Here is a 15,330-nt window from a genome sequence, read left to right as displayed (position 1 = left end):
GGCGCGTTTCCTTGTGAACTATGTCACACACTCTGCTTTTTTCACAAAACGTTCACATAGAGCAGCAGGAAGGATTTTCAAACGATATGGGGATGCCCGGCGTCATCAAAAAAAACCGGTTCTGTTTAAGAACCGGGTTCGGCGTTTTCATCCCGTGATGTATGCAGATACCGCAAAAACAACTGATAGGAACAGAAGACATTTTGCTGAAGCATCGCCAAAAAGTTCATTTGCAGCCTCGGATGGTAAGACATCATTTGCTTAAATACGGAATATGGAATATGGAGTACCAGAATATCCGGTGAGGCATTGACTGAGATAAAAGGCGATAAAGAGAGCCCGCCTTTTTCATCAATCGGAAACACATCGCCTTTTTCCCACAGCGCAACGGTTTGCGACCCTTCAGGGAGCCTGCTGTCCGTAAAACGGATATTGCCTTTTAATACAATATAAACGGATTGTGAATGAAGAAAGGATGGAGATTGGTCAGATGAGCCGCGGATAAACGTCCCGTTTTTCAGCAAGGTTTCGACAATGGACAGAGGCACTTCATTAAACATAGGAAGTTGTTTCAGAAATAATAAATAGTCACACTGATTCATAGGAAAGCCTCCTGTGCTAAGGATAGCTTTAGTGTAGCCCGATTGAGCCCGCGCGGCAGTGATGTATTTCACAGCTTGTATGATAAAAGTCACTTATCAGGAGAGTGTTTGTACTTATAATGAAATAAAAAGGAGGGTTTCGATGAAGGCGATGATTCCGAAGCAGCACGGCGCATGGGCGATGCTGCTGATTCCATTTTTACTCGGCATGGTCAAGGGAGGCCCGGTTTTCTGGCATATTCCGCTCTTTCTGGGCTGGCTGTTCCTTTACTTGACGGTTTATCCCGTTTCGCTCGCTTTGAAAAAGAAACAGCTTCAGCCCTATCAAAAGTGGATATGGTATTACGGTTTTCCGGCCTGCTGCTTTTTGATCATTTCTGTCTATCATAGGCCGCAGCTCGTCTGGATCGGCGTTTTTTTATTGCCGCTGTTTCTCATACATACGCATTATGCCCGCCGAAAAAACGAACGGGCGCTCACGAATGATATTGCGGGTGTTCTGTTCTTTTGTTCAGGCGGGCTTGCGAGCTGCTGGCTGGGAACGGGAACCCTTGACGGCTGGGCTTGGTTTCTATTCTTGCAATCCGCTTTATTTTTTGTCGGGAGTTCTTTTTATGTGAAATCGGTCATACGGGAGAGAAAAAACAGAACCTTTGCATACTGGTCGTGGGGATATCACCTCTTGCTCCCCTTTTTATCGGCTCTTCTTGGGGCAGGCTGGGCGTTTCTCGCTTTTATCCCAAGCAGTCTGCGGGCCTGGTTTTTTCACGGAAGAGACTGGCCGGTGAAAACGATCGGCATTCTGGAAATCGTAAATGCCGGCTTCTTTTTCGCCGTCATGTGTATATGTATCACAAGCTGAAAAACAAGGACACCGGCTGCCCTTGTTTTTTTTCAGTCAATATTGCAGATCTCAAGCGGACAATTTTCACACTCGATCTCGCATCGTAAATAGTCCCGCTTGTGCAAAATAATTTTTCCGGTTTCGTCTATCGAAATAACCCCTTGTTTGCGGAGGTCTCCCAGCATGCGGTTGACGCTCTCCCTTGCCGCCGCGCAAAACTTGGCCAAATCCTGATTTGTCAGCACAATGTTAATCAGAATCCCGTCGCTTCGTTCCACCCCGTAGCTGTTTGATAAGCGGATAAGGGTGGAATAGAGCGCCCCCTTTTTGCCGTGAAGAAGCAGGTCCCTGATCTTGGACTGGATTTTTCGAAGATGGGTGCTCATCCATTTCATAAATTCAAACGTCAAAACACCGTTTTGGATCAATTCCTTTTCCAGCTTGTTTTTATTAATGACGAGCACCTCGCCATCCTCTAACACTTTCGCACTGAGCATATATCTCGGCTCATCTGTGAATAGCGTCAATTCCCCGACAATATCGTTTTTTTGGCAGATTCTAAGCGTCAGGTCTTTTCCGTCAGATGTCAGCTTGCCGATTTCAATGAGTCCTGACTGAATCAGATAAAGCTCTTTTGCATCCATTCCTTCTTGAAACAAATAAGTATGTTTTTTCATTTTCCTTTTCGTACTGATCGATTCCAGCAATTCATGCAGTTCGCGGGAAAGAAGTTCTTTATCAGATTTTCGGACAGAGAGAATATTCATGAGCTCACCTCGAAGAAAGTCACGTTGCGTATGTATATTGTAACGTGACTTGATTTGCACTCACCCAGAAAAAACTAACAATCTTGTGAATGGATCATTATGAATTGAGGCTCTGACTGTTTCTCTCCGTATGTGTTTTCATTCTTTCCTGCCAATACATCCAGATCACAAGAACAAAGCTGGCTAACGCGACCTCTGAAAGCGCCATAAACCCGATCGCGTATTGGCCTGTTGCCTGAAATACACTTGCCAGAATCAGCGGAGGGAAAAAACCGCCCAGTCCGCCCATAGCAGACACAATACCGTTGGCAATCCCCGCTTGCTTCGAAAAATAGAAAGGCACCAGTTTAAATACCGTCCCGTTTCCAATCCCTGAGCAGACTGCCACCGTCAGCGATCCAAACGCATAAAGGCCGATCGTCGGGGAGAATGACAGCATGACCCCTGACAGCGTAAGCCCTGCGAAAACGAACATCAGAATGCGGAGCGGGCTCAGTTTATCTGCAAGAAACCCTCCCACAGGCCTGAGCAGCGTAGAGACCGCAATAAAGCCGGCCGTCCGCAGACCGGCGTCCGCAGGGCTCAGCCCAAAATGCTCAACCAAAAAATTCGGAAGATAGATGGTAAAGGCGACAAAGGCGCCGAACGTAATAAAATAAAACAGGCTCAACATCCACAGCACATGATTTCGGTAAACGGCTTTCATTTGTGTCTTTATGGAAACTTTGACTTTCTTCTCATGCCGGTCGCCGAACAAAACGTGCAGTAATGCGAAAACAGCCAGCAAAACAAGATACATCTGCACGGTTGCTTTCCATCCCGCGGCTTGAGCGATAACCGGCGCCGCAAAGGTAGTAACGGCGGTCCCGATGTTTCCGGCACCGTAAATCCCATTGACGACACCGTGCTTTTCTTTCGGATAATATTTCGGGAGGGACGTCACTCCGATGGAGAATACCGCTCCCCCGATCCCTAAGAAAAAGCCGCCCGCGATTAAATCAAATAAAGAATCCGCGATACTGATCCAAAATACAGGAAACAAAAGCAGGATGAAGCTGATCATAAACATCAGCCGCGCCCCGTACCTGTTCGTTAAATATCCTAAAGGAATACGGAGAAGCGATCCGAGAATAACGGGAATCGCCGTCACCAATGAAATTTCGCCTTTGCTTAAATGAATATCTGATGTCATTTGAGAAATGAGCGATGAAATCAGCACCCACACCATAAACCCTGCCACTAAGCTTAATGACTGCAACGATAATTGAATATGTTGACGATTGATCATTCGGCTTGCCCCTTTCACTGATTCAATATCAGTCTTATCATACAAAAACTCAGTGTGCGGGATTGTGAATTACATCACACGCTTTATATACAAAAAAAGAACAAAGCCCGAAGACTTTGTCCTTTGATCATCATTACATTTTTTCCGGAGCGGATACGCCGATCAGCTGAAGCGCATTGTTCAGCGTAATTTGCGTCGCCTTCATTAAAGCGAGACGCGCGCGGCTCTTCTCTTTATTTTCCGGATCGATGACTTTCTCCGCATTGTAGAAGCTGTGCAGAGCGGAAGCCAGATCATAAATATAGTTTGTGACACGGTGAGGAATGCGTTTTTCCGCCGCTTCTGCCACTGCCTCAGGGAAGCCGCCGATCGTTTTCAGCAGGTCATATTCTTTTTCTGATTGAATATGGCTGAAATCAAGATCTGCCGCCGGTTTAAGTCCCTGCTCCTCCCCTTGGCGAAGCATGCTGCAAATACGTGCATGTGCGTATTGTGCATAATACACAGGGTTTTCGTTAGATGTGGATACGGCAAGATCCAAGTCAAAATCCATGTGCGTATCAGCACTGCGCATCGCGAAGAAATAACGCACGGCATCCAAGCCGACTTCTTCAATCAAGTCGCGCATCGTTACGGCTTTCCCCGTACGTTTGCTCATCTTCATTTTTTCGCCGTTTTTGTATAAATGAACGAGCTGAATGATCTCAACTTCCAATGTGCCTTTCTTGTAACCGAGCGCTTCAATCGCCGCTTTCATACGCGGAATATACCCGTGGTGATCCGCGCCCCATACATTGATGAGCTTGTCGAATCCGCGGTCAAGTTTGTCTTTATGGTATGCGATATCCGGCAGCAAATAAGTGTATGAACCGTCTTTTTTGATCAGCACACGGTCTTTATCGTCGCCGAACGTTGTGGAGCGGAACCATGTCGCGCCGTCCTCTTCGTATACATGGCCCTTTTCGCGAAGCGCCTCAAGCGCCTGATCAATTTTTCCGTTTTCGTACAGTGACGTTTCAGAATACCATACGTCAAACGGTACGCGGAAATTTTCCAGGTCGGAGCGAAGTTTATCAAGCTCGTACTTTAAGCCGTATTCACGGAAAAACGCCTGACGTTCGCTCTCCTCTTCATGTACGAAACGGTCGCCGAAATCTTCGGCAAGCTTTTTCCCGATGGCGATAATATCCTCGCCGCGGTAGCCGTCTTCCGGCATCGGTTTCTCGAGACCGAGCGCTTCAAAATAACGGACTTCAACGGAAAGCGCCAGGTTGTTAATCTGGTTGCCCGCATCATTAATATAGTATTCGCGGCTCACATCATAGCCCGCTTTAGAAAGAACACTGCACAGCGCGTCACCTACCGCCGCGCCGCGCGCATGGCCTAAGTGAAGATCTCCCGTCGGGTTGGCTGATACGAATTCGACCTGAATCTTTTCGCCTTGTCCGATGTTTGTCTCTCCGTAATGTTCACCCGCTTCAAGCACGGACGGAATCAGTTTTGTTAAGTAGCTGTTGTTCATGTAAAAGTTGATAAAGCCAGGTCCCGCAATATCCATCTTTTCAATGGAAGCTTTGCCTTTATCAAATGACGCCACGATCTCCTCAGCGATTTGGCGCGGCGCTTTTTTTGCGATTCTCGCCAGCTGCATCGCCATGTTTGTGGAATAATCACCGTGTGTTTTTTCTTTCGGCGTTTCTAACAGTACGCTTGGAATCTGGCTTTCGTCCGCCAGGCCCGCTTTCAGAACGGCCGCTTTGATTTCTTCCTTCAGCACGTCCTTCATTTGTTCCGCAATGTTCATGCGTGAGTTCCTCCCTCATACGTGATCGTCATATTATGTAAATGCTGCTGCCCGTCTCCGACATGCATGTCATATGCGATGCTGATTCGGCCTTTTTCTTCACCGAGATCAGATTGAATCGATTTTGTGCTTGTTTCCAGCTCAAGCTCACCAAATGACATTTTATATTTCGCAATTGTGGAAGCTCCCGTTATGAAACGCTGATTCATTTTAACAGCGCCTGACCTCATGATCAGGACTTCGCCTTCGCTCACCTTCACAATCGTTTTTACTTTGCCTAGGTCGTGTTCTTCATAATAAGATAGATACACTTTTTGTTGTTTTACATAGTAAAATCCGGTAGTACGGAATTCGATGACTTCATCATTTCCGTCATCCTCGATCACAGACTTCACATGGAGTGTTATCGGTGTCTCTTGCTTCATTTTGACACGTCCTTTTCATCATTCCACTTTGACTTGAATAGTATAATCATTCAGCTTGTAAACTTCAACTGCTTCTATCTTACCATCATTGCTCATTAGATTTGAAGATAAACCTCATAAAAAGCAGTTCCTTATGAGAAGAGGAAATCATATCACTATGTCACCCAATCCGTAAAAAACATGACAGCAGCTTATCAGAAACTCCCACAGTCTCATCGAAGCTGCTGCGACTTCCGGCAACATAGATTGTGCAGCAGAAATGCCAACGATGTCAAAGCGCTGCGTGACAGCGATAAAAACGTCCGCCAAACACACGTGATGGCTGCTGTATTATGCCAAGTCATCATATTCGGCTGCGTGTACGAAATCGTCAAAGCCGTCCCTTTCCGCTTTCACACGCCCCTTGCCGTATCAATGGGACTCGCGGTGTTACTGATTTTGTATTTATTGTATTTTATGCGGACGTACTTGCTGCAGCTTTTCCAGCATGTCAGCCTGTTCAAAAAAGAGCATGCGGGAGCGCTGGCAGCAGCAGGGGTTTGGCGGATGCTCAGTTTCACCATAAGTGAACTGCTGTTTTTAATCATCCTGGCTGCCATCCAGCAGATCGGCTCATTTATTTATAAACGATTTTTTTATCGCAGCTCTGCTTCTCTCAACCTGTGAAATAAGCTACATCGCAATCGCTGACGGACCAGTCCCAACCGGAATCACCGTCATGGCTGTATAATCACTCGTGCGGTACACGGTTACGGTATTGTCGCCGGGCTGTGCTGCATAAATGTACTGATTATCAGGTGTTACGGCGAGGTCAAAGGCGCCGGGCAGAGACACGTTTGCAATGATCCTCTGTCCAGCCGTATTAACTACGTATAAGTTATTAATGAGAAACGGTTCACTATATGGCTCTAGAAAATAAGCCCTAGTGCTATCGCGAGAAAATACAATCGTCCTCAGCGTTTCCAATAAACGGTTGAAGTCGCCTCCCCTGCTTAATGGTGACAAACTGATCTCCGTTACACCTTTCGGCAGCAGCTCACCATTCAACACATACGCAAAATTTCCAGCGTAAGGAGTGGCAATTAAACTGGGAAATTCAAATGTATCTATGATACTTTCTACCAACTGCCCAGTATTTACATCATATTTATCAACCGACCAACTGCTTCCATTAGCGGTATAGACATACTGTCCATTCGGATCAAGAGCAAAGTCTAAAGCGCCGGGTATCGGAATGACATCAATGACCGATTGAGAGGCCATGTTGATCATATATATAGATCCGGCGGCCATCACGTACGCGAACTCATCTGTTGAATCAAATTCAACCTTTCTCGGCCCTCCTCCAACAGTGATGGTATTTATGATGGTTAATGTTTTATTATCTAGCACTGAGACAAGGTTGGTATTCCCATGGAGGACATACGTGAAAGCTTTATCGAAAGTAACGCCTAGATTAGTTGGCACGTCAGAAAAAGGGATTGTTTTTACAACAGTGTTTAAATCTGAATCAATAACCGAAACCGTGCTGTCTCCTGAATTGGCTGTAAACACATACGATTGAGGGTCTGGCGGTGGCGGTAAAACAAGCGTCCCGGTCACCGTAAGCGGACTGCCGTAGAAAGGCGGTACAATGAGAAGATCTTCCACTGTTATTTGACTGAAATCAGGACAGCGGCCAGACTGCGCTGCATAATAAACAACTTGATCAATCTCTTCAGTATGAATCACAGAAACAGACCCGTCCCCTTGTCCATATTGATTTCGTACAGGCGACACACTGACAAGAAGCGTAACGGTCCCTTTTACTCTCACGGCATATCGAACACCGATATCTTCTGGTTCCGGCCCAGTCTGGATTAAGCAAGGCTCACTGATACATAATAAATGATCAGTACTCCATGTAACCGTCGCAGCTGCTTCGGCAGAATCAATGGTGAACCCCTCGGGAATGTCAATCGGCACTTGAAACGGCGCTTCTCTGCTAATTTCCTCATCACAAAAACAGAAACAATTTTCCTGTAAAGCAGACAGATCATTCTTTTTCATGAATTCACGTCCTTTTAGAAATGTACAGCATGCAGTTGGTTAAATCACAATATCTCCCGGTGAAACCCCAAGAGATATCACAGTTTCCACAGAATAATCATCCGTGTTGTAAACAGTGATGTTCTGCTCTAAAAAATGAGCAGCATACAGAAATTCGCCATTCGGAGTAAACGCAAAGTCTCTTGCCGATTGCGGAACATTTCCTATAACGCCTGCACCATTCGGACTGACAGCATATAAATTGCCAGTGAAGCTGTCATGTAAATACACCTCTGATCCACTCGTAAACATTACATATTGGCCATCAGGCTCCAGCTCTTGGGTAATGCTGATCGTAAACGTATTTAAGTCAATAACCGTCAAATAATTGAATAAGAATTCTTGTTCTAAGACATACGCATACCGCTCCGGCCAATTTGTTTCTATGGATGATACGATAAGCTCTCGTTCAATCGTTCCTGTGACTTCACCGGTGAATAGGTCCACTTTTTGCACTAAACCAAAATCAAGAACATAGGCGAATAACCCATTGGGATCAATTGCAAAATCAAATCCTTCCACAGGAATCGACCTATCCACAGTTAACGTATCAATTCCAATCACATAAATCGCAGTATCGCCGAGAACATAAGCAAACTCATGATTTGGGATACATTTTATCGATCCAGGCGGCTGATCCAGCAGTATGGATGCTGTCACTGTTAAAGTGTCATAATCGATGACAGAAATCACATTATTGTTGAAGTGCAAAACAAACACAGCACTTTTATCCGGAGTTATTTCAATACCTGTCGGCCGGTATGGTAGAGCAATCGTTGTCACAACAGTATGAGTGTTTGTATCAATCACAGAAACTGATTGATCATTTGGATTCGCTGTAAACGCATAAACGGGTTCCGGCTCAGGAACAAACACAATCGTGCCCGTCACCGATAAAGGACTGCCATAGAATGGCGGAACGACAATAAGGTTCTCAATCGTAATGTCACTGACATCCGGGCAATCATCGGGTTCATCAGAATAATAGACGACTTGGTCAATCTCTGCATTGCGGATGACAGAAACAGACCCGTTCCCTTGTCCATATTGATTTCGCACTGGTGAGACACTGACGAGAAGCGTAACAGTTCCCTGCAGGCGCACTGCGAATTGAACACCGATTTCATCAGGCTCTGGCCCCGTCTCAATGAAACAGCGTTCAATGACACAAGAAAGGCTGTCTGCATTCCACGTCACGTTTGCAACAGCTTCAGCCGGATCAACGACAAACCCCTCAGGCAATTCAATCGGCGCTTGAAACATCGCTTCACGGCTTGCTTCTTCCTCGCAAAAACATAAACATTCTTCTTGTGCGGCTCCTGCTTTTTCTTTAAAGGAAAGCTTGTTATTTCTCATATCTTCACTTCCTTTTCAGACATACACTGCTCACGCAGATACAACAGAATATGGGAAGGTGGATTTGTTTGCTTGTACAAATTGTGGGGATAATAGTGGATTTTTGAAATGATATCCGCAGACATGCGGTTTTAACGAAAGAAAACATTGCGGTATTTTTGCGCTATCCTTCCGAATGAAAATGATAAAATATGTCATATACATAACGTGGAAGGGAGGGATTCGGAATAGTGGCGAGTGTTTTATCATCTTCAGCGGTTGGAGAAAAAATCAACGAATGGTATATGTACATTCGAAGGTTCAGCATCCCGGACGCCGAGTACTTGCGGAGAGAAATCAAAGAAGAACTTGCAGGTCTGGAAGATGATCAGGATCTTCATCTATACTATTCTCTCATGGAATTCCGCCACAATCTGATGCTCGAATACCTCGAACCGCTGGAATCGCAGCGGATAGAAGAACAGCCGAGACTATCGGATCTGCTCGCGGATATTGATAAAAAGCAGGCCCGGCTGACCGGACGTCTTGATTATTATTTTAATTTTTTCCGGGGGATGTATGAGCTGGAATGCCGTGAATATCTTTCAGCGATTCAGTTTTTTAAGAAAGCTGAATATAAGCTTGATTTTGTCAAAGATTGTATCGAGAAAGCTGAATTTTATTTTAAGATGTCAGAGTCCTACTATTATATGAAACAGACTTATTTTTCTATGGATTATGCCCGGCAGGCTTATAAAATTTATCATAAGCAGGAGGCATATAATATAAGGGTGCTTCAGTGCCATTCATTGTTCGCTACCAACTTTCTTGACTTAAAGCAATATGATGAAGCAATTCAGCATTTTAAAAAGGCTTATGCCATGGCAGAGGCAGAACAGCAGCCACAATTAATGGGCCGGACTCTATATAATATCGGACTTTGTTTTAACAGCCAAGAAAATTACAAACCAGCCATTGATTACATAAAACGGGCAATAGCTGTTTTTGAAGATGGGAACATCATCACTTCTCTCCCGCAAGCCTATTTCTTAATCACACAAATACATTATAAAATCGGAAATATGGCCATAGCCAGACAATATCATGACAAAGGGGTATCTTATGCAGAGGAGGCAGAAGATTCCCTATATATCGCCGAGTATGAATTTTTAGAATCTTTATATGTCGGTGAGCCTGATGAAGAAGCAATCATGGAATGTTTTGACTTTCTCAGAGATAAATCGATGTATGCTGATCTTGAAGATTTTGCCTTAGATGTGGCAAAATATTATCATGAAAGAGAAAATTTCGAGAAGGCTTCCGCATATTTTTTAAAGGTGGAAGAAACAAGACAGCAGATTCAAGGAGGTGTGAAGTTGTATGAAATTGAAGTATAAATTAGCACTTACTTGCTTGGCAATAAGCACTGTTTTTGTTTCAGCCGAAATCGCAAGTGCACCGAAACATCAATTTGAAGTTGCTCAGCGCGGAATGATTTAAATGATGATTACTTTTAGGCTTGCAGGTTAAACTGCAAGCCGTTTTTTATATAAACAACTAATTTGCAAAAACAAAAAGTATACCTTAAAATTCAAATGTGTAAAAAGTATTTGACACATATACATATATTATTTAAAATAAATATATATAAATTTGAAAATTTAAAATAAAAACAAAAATATTTAAGGAGGGTTTTAGTGGATAACAATATTAAAAAACTTAGAACAGCAGCTGATATTTCACAAAATGATCTGGCTAAGCTCTGCAATGTGACCAGGCAAACCATCAATGCAATTGAAAATAATAAATATGACCCGACTTTAAGTCTGGCTTTTTCGATAGCTCACGCATTAAATACGGGAATAGATAAAGTATTCAACTATAACGCCAAAAAAAAGTAAGGGAGCGGTTCTTATGAAGAAAATGGATGAGATGCAAAAACACCAATCGGGTATAGCCGCCAGAATAGCATTTAGTTTTTATACTGTCGCTTTACTGATATGGTCATTAATAGATTATTTTAAAAACGGAAATACAGGATGGCAATTTCCAATACTTTTAATAGGCTGCGCGCTCTATTTATGGATTCAAGTTTATCATAATCGAAAAACAAGGTAACAATTCCAATACACTTCCGGAGGATTATACAGCAATGTACGAATATAAGTTCATAAAAGTAGAAGTAAACCGATGGAAAGGAAAGCCTAAAGAAGACTATAAAGAAATTATTGAAAAGTATTCTCAGCAAGGATGGAAGCTGGTTCAAATATTTGCTCCTCCTATTTCAGGTTATGGGGCAGCCGATTATTTTGATATTATTCTTGAAAAAAAAGTATAAATGTTTCAGTACAAAGAAAGCCGGATCATACATATGGTCCGGCTTTCTTTGTACTGAAATAAGCCAGCAGATACCTTAACGGATTTCACCTCTTAAATATTTTTTCGGAAATCCGCAATTCAAATAGCTTCCAATATATTTTATTATTTAACTTGCTGGGGATATTGAAAAAATTGGAGGAAAAAATGAGTCTACTTTTAAAAACACAAAATAGTAAAGCGATTTTTACATTAGTAGCATCAGGAATCATTGTTCTCGCTCTTTTCAGTATAAAACATAATCATTTAAGCATGGATGTCATCGATATTTTAAACAGAGCTGGAATAATAGCTCCTAGTTGGATTGTCAGTGCTATCACTGCAACGGGTTCAGTCCTGGCTATCATTACTGTTTTAGGATCTCTTGGTGCAGGCTTGCCATTAGCCGTTTTAGAACAATTGGCTGCAGCAAGTACAGCAGCAGCTTAATATAAAACATTAAATTCAATATCCCTGGCAGTCCCTTAAACGAATGGATGAAAATACTTTGTTTAAAAAGAACGTTTTAGTCAAATTGTACATACTCTGTCTGATCTTATTTTTAATTGCTTTATTTACAGCATATTTTTATACAGATCCCGCTTTAAATGTAAATAATCTAAATCGAAATATCCGTCCGGATTTTTTTCAGATTTTCTTTAATAATATTAAAGTAGCGAGTCTGCTTGTTTTTTTAGGCCCGTTGACGCTGTCACTTGGCACGATTGCAGTTTTAATTATTAATGGATTCATTTTAGGAAATGCCATAGGAAACATCAAAGACAATTTAAACCTTTTACTGCTTGTTATACCCCATGGAATAATTGAAGTCCCGGTATTGCTTCTTGCAGCTTCTGTAGGAATGAAATTAACTTTGGATTTATTACTCCTCAAAATAAATTTAAAATTCACTTTTAAATATATTGGTATTATATTTCTCGGTTTAATGATAGCAGCTATGTTAGAAACATTTCTTACACCTATCTTTATAAAAGGAGTCTCTTAGGATTATGCAAATTGAATTATCTTCATTTAAGGACCGAAACATTAATTTTTTGTCCTCGTTTTTGTTTTATATTATCGGGTTAGCTTTTTATTTAAGTTCCCTATTGCCTTTTATGAAAAGTTTAATTCCCAAAAACATCCCTATACAAGTTGTTGAGCAAGTAAAACATTTAGATTATATCATTGCGATAGCCGCACTGTTTCTTTTAATGTTCGGGGTGATTTTTGAAGGATTTGTATTATTTCTCATTATAAATTTTCTTGGCGCTCAAATTAAGATTAAAACCTTTTATTCCCTATTTATGTTTTCTAACATCCCGGTCGCAATTAAGTTTTTTCTTATATCATTCAAAAACATTTTCGCAGAACATCCAAATACCAGTTTATTTTTCACAAGTAATCATTTGATTTTTTCTATCTTTGATTTGTTCAATATTGCATACTTATTTCTTTTGTTTATTCTTCTGAAATGGAGAACAAATTTGAACTACCTGACAATCTCAGTTTTTATTTTTACGGCATTCCTGTATAGAATGTTTTTTTAGCATATATAAATAAACCCCCTCAATAGGGGTTTTTCTTTCATTTCGTTCACTGTATACAGTTCCTTTTATATGCTTCCGAAACAATACCGACTCTAGTACTCACATTCCACTTTTTACAGAGACCGGCTATGATATATTCGACATTACGCTGCGAGTAGTTTAATGACTTAGCGATCTCTTTATTAGGTTTTTCAGCAATTATCAGTTTAATTACTGAAATTTCAATCTTTTTTAATTCCAATTCATTTTCTACTGCTGTTTTCATTCTAACTTCCTTTCTAAAGATGTATTTACTAAATAATACCCTATTATATAATTTTTATCAATAACATCAATGATTAATGGTAAAATATTATGTTGCTTTTACTAACTTCTAAGTAGTTTATATACAATATAAAAATCCCCCGCATGTTTCAAGCGGGGGAAATTCTTTTATTTCACAAACCCAAGCAGCATTTCACGAATCATCTTGCTTGCCGTGTTTGCGGTTTGTTCTGAGTGGTCATAGACCGGCGCGACTTCTACGAGGTCAGCGCCTTTTACGTTGACTTCTGAGCGCGCGATTTCATGGATGGACGCGAGCAATTCTTTAGACGTGATGCCTCCTGCGTCAACCGTGCCCGTTCCCGGCGCATGAGCGGGATCAAGAACGTCGATATCGATGGTGACATAAACAGGGCGTCCCGCAAGCTGCGGCAGCACTTTTTTCAGCGGCTCAAGCACTTCAAACTTAGAAATGTGCATGCCGTTTTCTTTCGCCCATTCAAATTCTTCCTTCATTCCGGAACGGATGCCGAATGAAAATACATTTTGCGGCCCGATGAGCTCGGCCGCTTTGCGGATCGGAGTAGAGTGGGAAAGCGGTTCGCCTTCATAATCCGTGCGCAGGTCGGTGTGCGCGTCAAAATGAATGATGGCAAGGTCCGGAAACTTCTTATACATGGCTTTTATGACAGGCCATGATACAAGGTGCTCCCCTCCCATGCCGAGCGGGAACTTTCCTTTTTCTAAAATGCTGTCCACGTATTCTTCAATCATATCAAGGCTTCTTTGCGGATTGCCGAACGGAAGCGGAATATCGCCGGCGTCAAAGAAATTCAAATCAGCCAAGTCACGGTCGAGATACGGGCTGTATTCTTCAAGACCGATAGACACCTCGCGGATTCTCCCCGGGCCGAAACGCGAACCCGGACGGTAGCTGACCGTCCAATCCATCGGCATGCCGTAAAGGATGGCGTCCGCCTCTTTCCAGTCGGGGCGGCTTGCGATAAATACTTTTCCTGAATATGCTTCATCAAACCTCATGATAAAACCCTCGCTTTCCTGTAAAAAAGCGCAAGATTCGCTCCTGCGCCGTACGTTTTTATTTGATTAAGTCGCTCACAAATTTCGGAAGAACAAATGCCGCTTTGTGAAGCTCTTTCGTGTAATATTTCGTGTCGATGTCAAAGAAACGGCTGTCCTCCACTTCAAGCGGATCGTACTTTTTAGAACCGATCGTAAATGTCCACAGGCCGCTCGGATACGTCGGGATATTAGCCGTATACAGACGGGTGATCGGGAAGATTTCTTTCACGTCACGCTGTACGTTTGTAATCAGCTCCGGTGTAAACCACGGGTTGTCCGTCTGCGCGACGAAGATGCCGTCTTCTTTTAACGCCTTGGAAATTCCGGCATAGAAGCCTTTTGAGAACAGATTGACGGCCGGTCCGACCGGTTCTGTTGAATCAACCATGATGACGTCATACTCATTTTCTGATTTCGCGATGTGCATGAAACCGTCATCGACTCTCACGTCGACGCGCGGATCATCAAGCTTGCCCGCAATGGACGGAAGGAATTTTTTAGAGTATTCAATAACCTTGCCGTCAATGTCGACAAGCGTCGCTTTTTTTACGCTTGGGTGCTTCAGAATCTCTCTGATGACACCGCCGTCTCCGCCGCCGACAACGAGGACGTTTTCCGGATTCGGGTGCGTAAATAACGGGACGTGCGCAACCATTTCATGATAGACGAATTCATCTTTTTCAGAAGTCATGACCATTCCGTCTAAGAACAGCATGTTGCCGAATTCTTCTGTCTCCACCATTTCCAGATGCTGAAATTCCGTCTGTTCCGTATGTAATGTTTGTTTCACCTTTAATGTAATGCCGAAATTCTTCGTCTGCTTCTCCGTATACCAAAGCTCGCTCAATTGTCATCTCCCTTTCAAGGCTTATTTCATTTATTGTAAGCGTCTGTATCGCTTTTATTCCGGTTAAAATCTCATTTT

General features: G+C 42.7%; 18 protein-coding genes and 1 pseudogene. 9 read left to right on the top strand and 10 right to left on the bottom strand.

The genetic code is table 11. The features are described 5' to 3' along the window. Positions 1-125: 125 nt before the first annotated feature. Positions 126-602 (bottom strand): Crp/Fnr family transcriptional regulator, encoded by a 477-nt coding sequence (locus ABK447_RS01850; protein ID WP_007407629.1) that lies wholly within the window; start codon positions 600-602, stop codon positions 126-128. Positions 603-744: 142 nt separating this feature from the next. Here ABK447_RS01850 and ABK447_RS01845 point away from each other — a divergent pair, with 142 nt between their 5' ends. Continuing rightward, on the top strand, positions 745-1,464 hold the full coding sequence (locus tag ABK447_RS01845; RefSeq protein WP_094031365.1) for a YwiC-like family protein: 720 nt from the start codon (positions 745-747) through the stop codon (positions 1,462-1,464). A 32-nt stretch (positions 1,465-1,496) separates the two neighbouring features. Here the strand turns inward: ABK447_RS01845 and ABK447_RS01840 are convergent, their stop codons facing one another. The 4 genes from ABK447_RS01840 to ABK447_RS01825 all read right to left on the bottom strand — a co-directional run bounded on the left by ABK447_RS01840 (position 1,497) and on the right by ABK447_RS01825 (position 5,730). Continuing rightward, complete coding sequence (locus tag ABK447_RS01840) at positions 1,497-2,213, bottom strand: Crp/Fnr family transcriptional regulator (RefSeq protein WP_007407631.1); 717 nt, start codon at positions 2,211-2,213, stop codon at positions 1,497-1,499. A gap of 97 nt (positions 2,214-2,310) precedes the next feature. Continuing rightward, complete coding sequence (gene narK, locus ABK447_RS01835) at positions 2,311-3,501, bottom strand: nitrate transporter NarK (RefSeq protein ID WP_007407632.1); 1,191 nt, start codon at positions 3,499-3,501, stop codon at positions 2,311-2,313. Between the two features lie 133 nt (positions 3,502-3,634). After that, the gene (gene argS / locus ABK447_RS01830) at positions 3,635-5,305 is read right to left on the bottom strand and encodes an arginine--tRNA ligase (RefSeq protein ID WP_007407633.1); all 1,671 of its coding nucleotides are present in this window, start codon (positions 5,303-5,305) and stop codon (positions 3,635-3,637) included. Continuing rightward, positions 5,302-5,730 carry a DUF1934 domain-containing protein gene (locus tag ABK447_RS01825; protein ID WP_007407634.1) on the bottom strand — a complete coding sequence of 143 codons (429 nt, stop codon included), beginning with the start codon at positions 5,728-5,730 and terminating at the stop codon, positions 5,302-5,304. The genes argS and ABK447_RS01825 overlap by 4 nt, the downstream gene beginning before the upstream one ends. A 153-nt stretch (positions 5,731-5,883) precedes the next feature. On the opposite strand from ABK447_RS01825, the pseudogene ABK447_RS01820 reads away from it, so the two are divergent. After that, a pseudogene (locus ABK447_RS01820) lies at positions 5,884-6,396 on the top strand (bacteriocin biosynthesis protein AlbG); the annotation flags it as partial. 6 nt (positions 6,397-6,402) lie between these two features. Here the strand turns inward: ABK447_RS01820 and ABK447_RS01815 are convergent. Together ABK447_RS01815 and ABK447_RS01810 are read right to left on the bottom strand one after the other, a co-directional pair. Continuing rightward, on the bottom strand, positions 6,403-7,779 hold the full coding sequence (locus tag ABK447_RS01815) for a YncE family protein (protein ID WP_094031367.1): 1,377 nt from the start codon (positions 7,777-7,779) through the stop codon (positions 6,403-6,405). Positions 7,780-7,818: 39 nt separating this feature from the next. After that, positions 7,819-9,174, bottom strand: coding sequence for a YncE family protein (locus ABK447_RS01810; protein ID WP_015240776.1), 1,356 nt, complete (start codon positions 9,172-9,174; stop codon positions 7,819-7,821). A 230-nt stretch (positions 9,175-9,404) separates the two neighbouring features. On the opposite strand from ABK447_RS01810, the gene ABK447_RS01805 reads away from it, so the two are divergent. The 7 genes from ABK447_RS01805 to ABK447_RS01775 all read left to right on the top strand — a co-directional run bounded on the left by ABK447_RS01805 (position 9,405) and on the right by ABK447_RS01775 (position 12,514). Next, positions 9,405-10,550 (top strand): tetratricopeptide repeat protein, encoded by a 1,146-nt coding sequence (locus ABK447_RS01805; protein WP_007407638.1) that lies wholly within the window; start codon positions 9,405-9,407, stop codon positions 10,548-10,550. Continuing rightward, a complete protein-coding gene (locus ABK447_RS01800; RefSeq protein WP_007407639.1) occupies positions 10,534-10,653 on the top strand; it encodes a PhrC/PhrF family phosphatase-inhibitory pheromone in 120 nt (39 codons plus the stop codon). Before ABK447_RS01805 ends, ABK447_RS01800 begins: the two co-directional genes overlap by 17 nt. A 197-nt stretch (positions 10,654-10,850) precedes the next feature. Beyond that, on the top strand, positions 10,851-11,054 hold the full coding sequence (locus ABK447_RS01795; RefSeq protein WP_007407640.1) for a helix-turn-helix transcriptional regulator: 204 nt from the start codon (positions 10,851-10,853) through the stop codon (positions 11,052-11,054). Positions 11,055-11,067: 13 nt separating this feature from the next. Next, positions 11,068-11,271, top strand: coding sequence for a hypothetical protein (locus ABK447_RS01790; protein WP_007407641.1), 204 nt, complete (start codon positions 11,068-11,070; stop codon positions 11,269-11,271). A 34-nt stretch (positions 11,272-11,305) separates the two neighbouring features. Further along, the gene (locus tag ABK447_RS01785) at positions 11,306-11,491 is read left to right on the top strand and encodes a DUF4177 domain-containing protein (RefSeq protein WP_007407642.1); all 186 of its coding nucleotides are present in this window, start codon (positions 11,306-11,308) and stop codon (positions 11,489-11,491) included. 185 nt (positions 11,492-11,676) lie between these two features. Then, positions 11,677-11,958: a hypothetical protein gene (locus ABK447_RS01780; protein WP_007407643.1), complete on the top strand. Its 282-nt coding sequence runs from the start codon at positions 11,677-11,679 to the stop codon at positions 11,956-11,958. 43 nt (positions 11,959-12,001) lie between these two features. Next, positions 12,002-12,514: a stage II sporulation protein M gene (locus ABK447_RS01775; RefSeq protein WP_094031368.1), complete on the top strand. Its 513-nt coding sequence runs from the start codon at positions 12,002-12,004 to the stop codon at positions 12,512-12,514. Between the two features lie 590 nt (positions 12,515-13,104). On the opposite strand, the gene ABK447_RS01770 is transcribed toward ABK447_RS01775, so the two are convergent. The 3 genes from ABK447_RS01770 to speE all read right to left on the bottom strand — a co-directional run bounded on the left by ABK447_RS01770 (position 13,105) and on the right by speE (position 15,252). Then, entirely contained in the window at positions 13,105-13,323 is a 219-nt protein-coding gene (locus ABK447_RS01770) for a LuxR C-terminal-related transcriptional regulator (RefSeq protein ID WP_003151056.1), read from the bottom strand. Positions 13,324-13,490: 167 nt separating this feature from the next. Beyond that, positions 13,491-14,363, bottom strand: coding sequence for an agmatinase (gene speB, locus ABK447_RS01765; RefSeq protein WP_007614448.1), 873 nt, complete (start codon positions 14,361-14,363; stop codon positions 13,491-13,493). Positions 14,364-14,421: 58 nt separating this feature from the next. Beyond that, positions 14,422-15,252, bottom strand: a complete 831-nt coding sequence (gene speE / locus ABK447_RS01760; RefSeq protein ID WP_003151052.1) for a spermidine synthase — start codon at positions 15,250-15,252, stop codon at positions 14,422-14,424. Positions 15,253-15,330 lie beyond the last annotated feature (78 nt).

Origin of the sequence: Bacillus sp. hwrm1, assembly GCF_040207805.1 — a bacterium.
Taxonomy (GTDB): domain Bacteria; phylum Bacillota; class Bacilli; order Bacillales; family Bacillaceae; genus Bacillus; species Bacillus velezensis.
This window is presented reverse-complemented; position numbering and strand designations above follow the sequence as displayed.

What these genes read in the sequence shown, in the direction of transcription:
- ABK447_RS01780 (WP_007407643.1), top strand. Translation starts at nt 11,677, where the DNA reads ATGAGTCTACTTTTAAAAACACAAAATAGTAAAGCGATTTTTACATTA.
- narK (WP_007407632.1), bottom strand. Translation starts at nt 3,501, where the DNA reads ATGATCAATCGTCAACATATTCAATTATCGTTGCAGTCATTAAGCTTA.
- ABK447_RS01850 (WP_007407629.1), bottom strand. Translation starts at nt 602, where the DNA reads ATGAATCAGTGTGACTATTTATTATTTCTGAAACAACTTCCTATGTTT.
- ABK447_RS01840 (WP_007407631.1), bottom strand. Translation starts at nt 2,213, where the DNA reads ATGAATATTCTCTCTGTCCGAAAATCTGATAAAGAACTTCTTTCCCGC.
- ABK447_RS01815 (WP_094031367.1), bottom strand. Translation starts at nt 7,779, where the DNA reads ATGAAAAAGAATGATCTGTCTGCTTTACAGGAAAATTGTTTCTGTTTT.
- ABK447_RS01825 (WP_007407634.1), bottom strand. Translation starts at nt 5,730, where the DNA reads ATGAAGCAAGAGACACCGATAACACTCCATGTGAAGTCTGTGATCGAG.
- argS (WP_007407633.1), bottom strand. Translation starts at nt 5,305, where the DNA reads ATGAACATTGCGGAACAAATGAAGGACGTGCTGAAGGAAGAAATCAAA.
- ABK447_RS01770 (WP_003151056.1), bottom strand. Translation starts at nt 13,323, where the DNA reads ATGAAAACAGCAGTAGAAAATGAATTGGAATTAAAAAAGATTGAAATT.
- ABK447_RS01775 (WP_094031368.1), top strand. Translation starts at nt 12,002, where the DNA reads ATGGATGAAAATACTTTGTTTAAAAAGAACGTTTTAGTCAAATTGTAC.
- ABK447_RS01785 (WP_007407642.1), top strand. Translation starts at nt 11,306, where the DNA reads ATGTACGAATATAAGTTCATAAAAGTAGAAGTAAACCGATGGAAAGGA.
- speB (WP_007614448.1), bottom strand. Translation starts at nt 14,363, where the DNA reads ATGAGGTTTGATGAAGCATATTCAGGAAAAGTATTTATCGCAAGCCGC.
- ABK447_RS01800 (WP_007407639.1), top strand. Translation starts at nt 10,534, where the DNA reads ATGAAATTGAAGTATAAATTAGCACTTACTTGCTTGGCAATAAGCACT.
- ABK447_RS01845 (WP_094031365.1), top strand. Translation starts at nt 745, where the DNA reads ATGAAGGCGATGATTCCGAAGCAGCACGGCGCATGGGCGATGCTGCTG.
- ABK447_RS01790 (WP_007407641.1), top strand. Translation starts at nt 11,068, where the DNA reads ATGAAGAAAATGGATGAGATGCAAAAACACCAATCGGGTATAGCCGCC.
- ABK447_RS01810 (WP_015240776.1), bottom strand. Translation starts at nt 9,174, where the DNA reads ATGAGAAATAACAAGCTTTCCTTTAAAGAAAAAGCAGGAGCCGCACAA.